Genomic DNA, 6,678 nt, shown 5'->3' on the forward strand with positions numbered 1-6,678 from the left:
CCCTGCTCCCTGCTCCCTCATTTAAGATATATTAAGAAAGCTGAACGGTGGGAGTAAAGCTTTGAGTTTAGAAGCGATCGCAGTTGCGCCAACATCGGGGACGAAACCAGCAGGATTGGTTGTGGTACTGCACGGCTGGGGGGCAAATGCTAAAGATTTAGCCTCTCTCGTACCTTTATTAAACTTAAACAAATATCAATTTTTATTTCCCAACGCCCCTTTTCCTCATCCTTATACTTCTGTAGGTAGGATGTGGTACGACCTTTCTAGCCAAGAGTATCAAGGCATTCATGAGAGTAGGCAGATTTTGAAAGATTGGCTGCTTTCCCTCGAAGCTTCTACTGGCGTACCCCTGTCAAGAACGATCTTAAGTGGATTTTCTCAGGGCGCAGCAATGACTTTGGATGTAGGATTAGGCTTACCTCTGGCGGGTTTAATTGCCTTAAGCGGGTATATGCATCCTCTATCCCAATCCTTAGATGAAGTCCCGCCAGTACTGATCGTGCATGGTAAGCAAGACACCGTCGTACCACTCAAAGCAGCCCAATACGCTAGAGATAATTTAATTGCCTTGGGGGTTGCCGTGCAGTACCAAGAATTTGACATGGGACACGAAATTCGCCCAGAAGTACTACCACTGATTCAGCAGTTTGTCTCCGATCTTAGTGGAGAGTGAGTCGTGAGTCGTGAGTGCGTCCAACTACCAACTACCACGCACCAAAAAGAAATTACTTAACAAGTATTAAAATTACGATTGCAATCCGTTAACTTGCGGAGATTCACCCTTGATAAAGTAAGTAGTATATAGAGGGGGCTAGAAAAAAATTCGGAATTCGGAATTCGGAATTCGGAATTAACTAGTAACTGGTCACTGGTCACTGGTCACTGGTCACTGATTCTGGGGAGGATCGCAGCATGATGAAGACTTCAAGTATTTCTCGGCAGAATATTGCTGCTATGTCAGCAATAGACGTGTCAGAACTGGCAACTCGTTTAGAACAAGACAACTACACGCATGTTTTTGACGGCTTGCAGGATTGGCATTTACTCAGGGCGATCGCTTTTCAACGTCCAGAACTAGTGGAACCATATATTCATCTTCTCGATTTGGAACCATACGACGAATCGTGAAGAATTCGGAATTCGGAATTCGGAATTCGGAATTAATGGTAGGGGCGGGTTTTTTGCAAAACCGAGGCGATCGCATGTAAATTGTGCGGTTAAACCCGCCCGTACAGGAGTCAGAATTAATGGTAGGGGCGGGTTTTTTTGAAAATCTAGGCGATCGCACGTAAGTTCTGCGGTTAAACCCGCCCTGAATCTATGCGATTAATCGACAGGATTTTAGATGAATTCCAAGTTATCCAGGCGGGTGTTAGTTGGAATTGGCGGGGGGATTGCGGCTTATAAGGTTTGCGAGGTTATTTCCACGCTGTTTAAATCTGGGGCGGAAGTAAGAGTTATCCTAACCGATTCGGCTCGACAATTTATTACTCCACTGACGGTATCAACTTTATCTCGCCATCCAGCTTATACGGATGCAGACTTTTGGCAACCTACCCATCAGCGTCCCTTACACATCGTTTTAGGGGAGTGGGCGGAAATTATGCTAATTGCACCCCTGACAGCAAATACGCTGGCGAAATTAGCCTATGGTATGGCTGATAACCTGTTAACAAATACAGTATTGGCTTCTACTTGCCCCGTATTACTAGCCCCAGCTATGAATACGGAGATGTGGCAACAAGTCGCAGTACAGCGCAACTGGCAGCAATTATTGACAGACAACCGATTTTATGGTATGTCTACAGGATATGGGTTACTAGCCTGCGATCGCGTTGGTGCGGGGCGGATGGCGGAACCAGCAGAAATTGTGACTCATATTCAGTCTTTGTTATGTACGTCTGGCAAGCGAGACTTGTTAGGAAAACAAGTTTTAATTAGCGCGGGTGGAACGCGAGAATATCTCGATCCGGTACGGTTTATCGGTAATCCCGCCACGGGCAAAATGGGAATAGCTTTGGCACAAGCAGCTTTCCATCGGGGGGCAGATGTAACTCTAGTACATGGTATTGTCAACGCAGAAATACCGTCAGGAGTGCGATCGCTACCTGTTGTCAGTGCGGCAGAAATGGAGAAGGCAATGTTAGAGTGCTTTCCAACTGCTGATATTACAGTGATGGCGGCGGCTGTAGCAGATGTGAAACCTGCAAACTATACTCGCGAAAAGTTACCCAAGCGATCGCTACCCGAAAGTTTGCCCCTCGCACCCGTGACAGATATTCTCGCCCAGTTAGGACATTGCAAACAGCCCCAACAAATTTTAATTGGCTTTGCTGCCCAAACGGGAGATATAGTCACTCCAGCCTTAGAGAAATTACACCGCAAAAAATTAGATGCGATCGTTGCCAATCCGATCGATCTACCCGATAGTGGATTTGGCAGCGACAACAATCAAGCGATTTTTTTAAACAAAGCAGGCGATCGAATTGCGATCGCACCTGGGACTAAGTTAGAAATGGCACATCGGGTTTTCGATCTGATTGTTAGTCATTAGTCATTAGTCATTTGCTATTTATAGCTAATAATTTTTAACTTTTAACTTTTGACTTTTGACTTTTGACTTTTGACTTATCCTGGATTAACTACTACCTTTAGCTGATTTAATAAACTTAAAGATTGCCAGAAGCTAAGAATATGTTTTCCTGCTTGTTGCGATTGAAAGAAGTGAAAAAAGTGTCCGCCGTCAGGATGAAGGTGGAGGCGATCGCTTGCTTTTAAGAAAGGTTGCCATTTATGGAGTTCGGTAGCTTCTACAATTGGATCGTCTAAACTTCCACAAACCATTAATGGTACTGACACGCCATTATGAGGGAAATTAGCTCTTTGCCAAAGAGAATGGGGTGAAAGCGAACTATCGAGATCTTTTTCTAAAATCTTTACTAATCCCTCAATTGTGCGATCGTCATAACACCCAAATAAATTATAAGCCATTGTAGATAAAACTTTTTTCCGATTTAGAGCTTGTAAGTGAGTGTAATAGTGAACTTGCCAATCAATAGTAACATCTGCACCTACACCTAAAAGAGTTAAAGAAGCAATCTTTTCAGGATATTGACGCGCATACAAGAATCCTAATAAGCCACTCGTACTATGTCCAATTAAGTGAACGGGATGGGTTGTATTTTGTAGATAGTCGTGTAACAATCCTATGGCAATATCGAGCGAACTAGCTTCGTCTTGAGTTTGCGAATATTCCCAACGAGCGATTGAAACTCGTTTAGATAAATAATTTAACAAAGGCTGTTCAAAACAGCGCAAACTAGAACTAGTATTCAACCACAAATAATGGGGAAATGACATGAAAAATTCCTTCAGAGTTGAGATGAATGGTAGGGTACGTTGATGAACGCACCCCACAAATTTCTGTTAACTGTTAACTAAATACCAAACTCTTTCTTGAGTTGCGCTACCCAAGCTTTTACTCGTTCGTCAGTTAAATCAGATTGATTATCTTCATCGATCGCCAAACCAACAAATTTCCCGTCTTTCACAGCTTTAGATTCATTAAAGTCGTAACCATCTGTAGACCAATATCCAACAGTTGTCCCACCTAATTCTGCAATTTTTTCTTCTAGAATACCCATTGCGTCTTGAAAGTTATCGGCATAACCAATCTGATCGCCAGTCCCAAAATAAGCTACCTTCTTTCCACTGAAATCAATGCTGTCTAAATCGGGGAAAAAACCATCCCAATCGCTTTGGAGTTCGCCAATGTTCCAAGTAGGGCAAGCAACAATCAAATTAGTATACTCCTCAAAATCGCTTTCATCCACATCAGCGATATTATGCAAATTTACTACATCCTCACCAAATTCTTTTTGAAGTGATTCGACAACCATTTCAGTTTTTCCCGTTGTGGAACCATAAAAAATCCCGACTTTTGCCATTCTATTCTCCTGGAATTATTTTGTTTGGAATTAGACCTAATTTGAACGTGGTGCATCAAAAGTTGTAGGGGCGGGTTTTTTGAGTAGTTCTGTCCTAAAACAAATAGTTGTGCGGTTAAACCCGCCCGTACGCGAGTAAAGAGTTAGTTGCGATCTGAAATTGGTTGAGTCGTTTAGCTTCCAATCATGGGAATCGCCCGAAATAAATTCAGATTATCTAAGAGCAAATAAGCAAAGATTGCTCCGCCAATTCCACCAATAAAAAATCCAGTCGAAAACTGACTCCAGTTATCTACAGCTTGTAGAGAGTCTGGTACGTTTGGTACTGTGACTGCAAAATTTGGGCGTGGAACTGTGACTAAGCTTTTTTCCTGTGAGGTACTACCGTAGATTGAGAACCCAATTGTCAGGATGACAATTAAACTTCCTGCGGCTAGTAAACCGAGCAAATTACTGGCGCGACTGTCGTTTAAAGAACCTAGCGAACCTAGTATGGTAAAAGGACCGACTAACCAATAACCATGAGCCATCCCAATTTCTAACCCTCGCGAAAGAGGTGTAATACCAGGGCGATAAATTGGTAGGTATTTCAGAAAGTTCAGTGTCAGGTCGTTAGCCTCAACCGAGGAAAAGCGATCGCCCGATCGAGGATTTGATAGCGGTGGCTGGATCAAGTCGCCTTTTTTCAAATCGAATCCAGCGGCGATCGCGCGGGAACGGAGGGCGTGCCAAATGTGACCGAGGAGAAATATGACGGCTAGAACGAAATGGAAAGATACTAACCAACCACGGCTAGAAACAATCCCAGGAGAACTTTCCAAAGTGCGAATTGGACCGTAAAAAACTTCGGGATATGCAGTATTGTTCACCGAGGCAAAGTAAGCTGCAAAAAAGCCCATATAGGCTACAGCGCCAATACTATAGGCAAGATACGCTTCACCTGAGTAAATTAAAACTCGACGCGCCCAGGCAAACGGCTGAGTCAAGATGTGAAAAATGCCACCACCAATTAGCATTCCACCAACCCAGATGTGACCGCCAACGATATCTTCTAAGTTATTGACAGCCGCCATTCCTTCTGAACCCCAAGCACCGAACAAGTAGCCAAAAATGCGGACTGGGTTCAGCGTGGGATGATTAATAACCCTCACATCTCCGCCGCCAGCTACCCAAGGATCGAACAATCCACCCCAAAACATCGCCTTGGCGACGAGTAGTAAAGCACCCAAACCCAAAAGCATCAGGTGGATACCTAAGATCGTCGTCATCTTGTCGGTATCTTTCCAGTCATAACCGAAAAAGCCAGCCAAGGTGGGATTATCTTCTAACACCTCTGGTCCCAGTAAAGAGTGGTAAATACCACCCGCCGCTAGAATCACCGAAGGGATCAAATGCAAAACGCTGATGACAAAGTAGGGATAGGTACTAGTCACTTGCCCGCCAGCACCAACACCAAAGCCGAGAGTTGCTAAATGAGGGAGCAGGATCAACCCTTGTTCGTACATTGGTAAACTTGGGTTGTAACGAGACAACTCGAACAAAGTCATTCCGCCAGCCCACAACAGGATTAATGCAGAGTGGGCAATATGAGCGCCCAACAATTTGCCCGATAGATTGGTGAGACGAAAGTTACCAGCCCACCAGCCAACTTCAGGAATTTGGTTTCTGTATGGACTATCAGAAATTACTGCTGTCATTTATGCCTTCCTTGAGAAATATTTGCATCTTTTCGATCGCCAGCTCAAATTTAAGTTGAAACAATTTGCATTAAGCTAGCTTCAGGCAATCGGTTTGGGAAGGATTGCTGCCTCACTCACTCTCCCTTTACGGAAATCCAGCCCGCGCGATCGCAGTGCGTGCCAGATATGCCCTTGTAGGAAAAAGAAAGCTAACCAGAAGTGAGTGTTAGCTAACCAAGTCCGAGAAGTCACGAATTCAGGATCGGGCGATGAAAAGTAAGGTACAAAATTCTGCCGAATCGTGAGTGCAGGACCGTAAAATACTTCAGGATAAACGGTTGTATTGACTGAGACGAAGAGAGTTGCAATAAAGCCCATGAGCGCCAAAGCACCCAAACTGTAGGAAAGATAAGCTTCTCCCGACCAAACAAATAAAGGGTGCGTCCATTGAAACGGTCTGGTTGCAATATGGAACAACCCGCCCAAAATCAATATTCCACCAACCCAAATGTGACCGCCAACAACATCTTCCAGGTTGTCAACGCCAGCGATCCAGAAATTGCCTACTGCACCGAACAAGTAACCATAAATTCTGGCTGGATTGAGTGTCGGGTTAGTCACGACTCGCACATTTTCCACGGCTGGGTCGTACAAACCGTCGAAGTACATTGCTTTGGCGACCAATAAGAACGCACCTATCCCCAGCAATACCAGGTGAATGCCAAGAATTGTCGTCATTTTGCCTGTATCTGCCCAATCGTAGCCAAAGAAACGAAATCGGTTTTCTAATGTGGCTGGACCGCGCAGGGCATGAAAAATCCCACCATACCCCAAAAATGCAGATGAGATTAGATGGATCGAGCCGATCGCAAAATAGGGGAATGTGCTTGTCACCTCGCCGCCAGCACCCACGCCCCAACCTTGAGCTGCTAGGTGAGGTAGTAGAATTAAACCCTGCTCGTACATGGGTTTGGCTGGATTAAAGTGAGCCAACTCAAATAAAGTCATTGCTCCCGCCCAGAACACAATTCTGTCTCTTATACACATCT

General features: G+C 44.5%; 7 protein-coding genes. 3 read left to right on the forward strand and 4 right to left on the reverse strand.

Features of this window, described 5'->3' with window-relative positions:
• Nucleotides 1-61: 61 nt before the first annotated feature.
• From C7Y66_RS29535 to coaBC, 3 genes are all read left to right on the forward strand, one after another.
• The gene (locus C7Y66_RS29535; protein WP_106548269.1) at nt 62-676 is read left to right on the forward strand and encodes an alpha/beta hydrolase; all 615 of its coding nucleotides are present in this window, start codon (nt 62-64) and stop codon (nt 674-676) included.
• Between the two features lie 242 nt (nt 677-918).
• Entirely contained in the window at nt 919-1,131 is a 213-nt protein-coding gene (locus C7Y66_RS29540; protein WP_041462484.1) for a DUF2555 domain-containing protein, read from the forward strand.
• A 217-nt stretch (nt 1,132-1,348) separates the two neighbouring features.
• The gene (gene coaBC / locus C7Y66_RS29545; RefSeq protein ID WP_106548270.1) at nt 1,349-2,557 is read left to right on the forward strand and encodes a bifunctional phosphopantothenoylcysteine decarboxylase/phosphopantothenate--cysteine ligase CoaBC; all 1,209 of its coding nucleotides are present in this window, start codon (nt 1,349-1,351) and stop codon (nt 2,555-2,557) included.
• Between the two features lie 74 nt (nt 2,558-2,631).
• Here coaBC and C7Y66_RS29550 read toward each other — a convergent pair whose 3' ends face one another.
• From C7Y66_RS29550 to C7Y66_RS29565, 4 genes are all read right to left on the reverse strand, one after another.
• Nucleotides 2,632-3,363, reverse strand: coding sequence for an alpha/beta fold hydrolase (locus tag C7Y66_RS29550; RefSeq protein ID WP_106167291.1), 732 nt, complete (start codon nt 3,361-3,363; stop codon nt 2,632-2,634).
• 77 nt (nt 3,364-3,440) lie between these two features.
• Nucleotides 3,441-3,950, reverse strand: a complete 510-nt coding sequence (fldA, locus tag C7Y66_RS29555; protein ID WP_015155001.1) for a flavodoxin FldA — start codon at nt 3,948-3,950, stop codon at nt 3,441-3,443.
• Nucleotides 3,951-4,123: 173 nt separating this feature from the next.
• Nucleotides 4,124-5,647 carry a chlorophyll a/b binding light-harvesting protein gene (locus tag C7Y66_RS29560; RefSeq protein WP_106548271.1) on the reverse strand — a complete coding sequence of 508 codons (1,524 nt, stop codon included), beginning with the start codon at nt 5,645-5,647 and terminating at the stop codon, nt 4,124-4,126.
• A gap of 81 nt (nt 5,648-5,728) precedes the next feature.
• Nucleotides 5,729-6,678, reverse strand: a 950-nt coding sequence (locus C7Y66_RS29565) for a chlorophyll a/b binding light-harvesting protein (protein ID WP_106548272.1), incomplete at its 5' end; no start/stop codon positions are given.

This window comes from Chroococcidiopsis sp. CCALA 051 (assembly GCF_003015105.1).
In the GTDB taxonomy this organism is placed as follows: Bacteria; Cyanobacteriota; Cyanobacteriia; order Cyanobacteriales; family Chroococcidiopsidaceae; genus Chroococcidiopsis; species Chroococcidiopsis thermalis.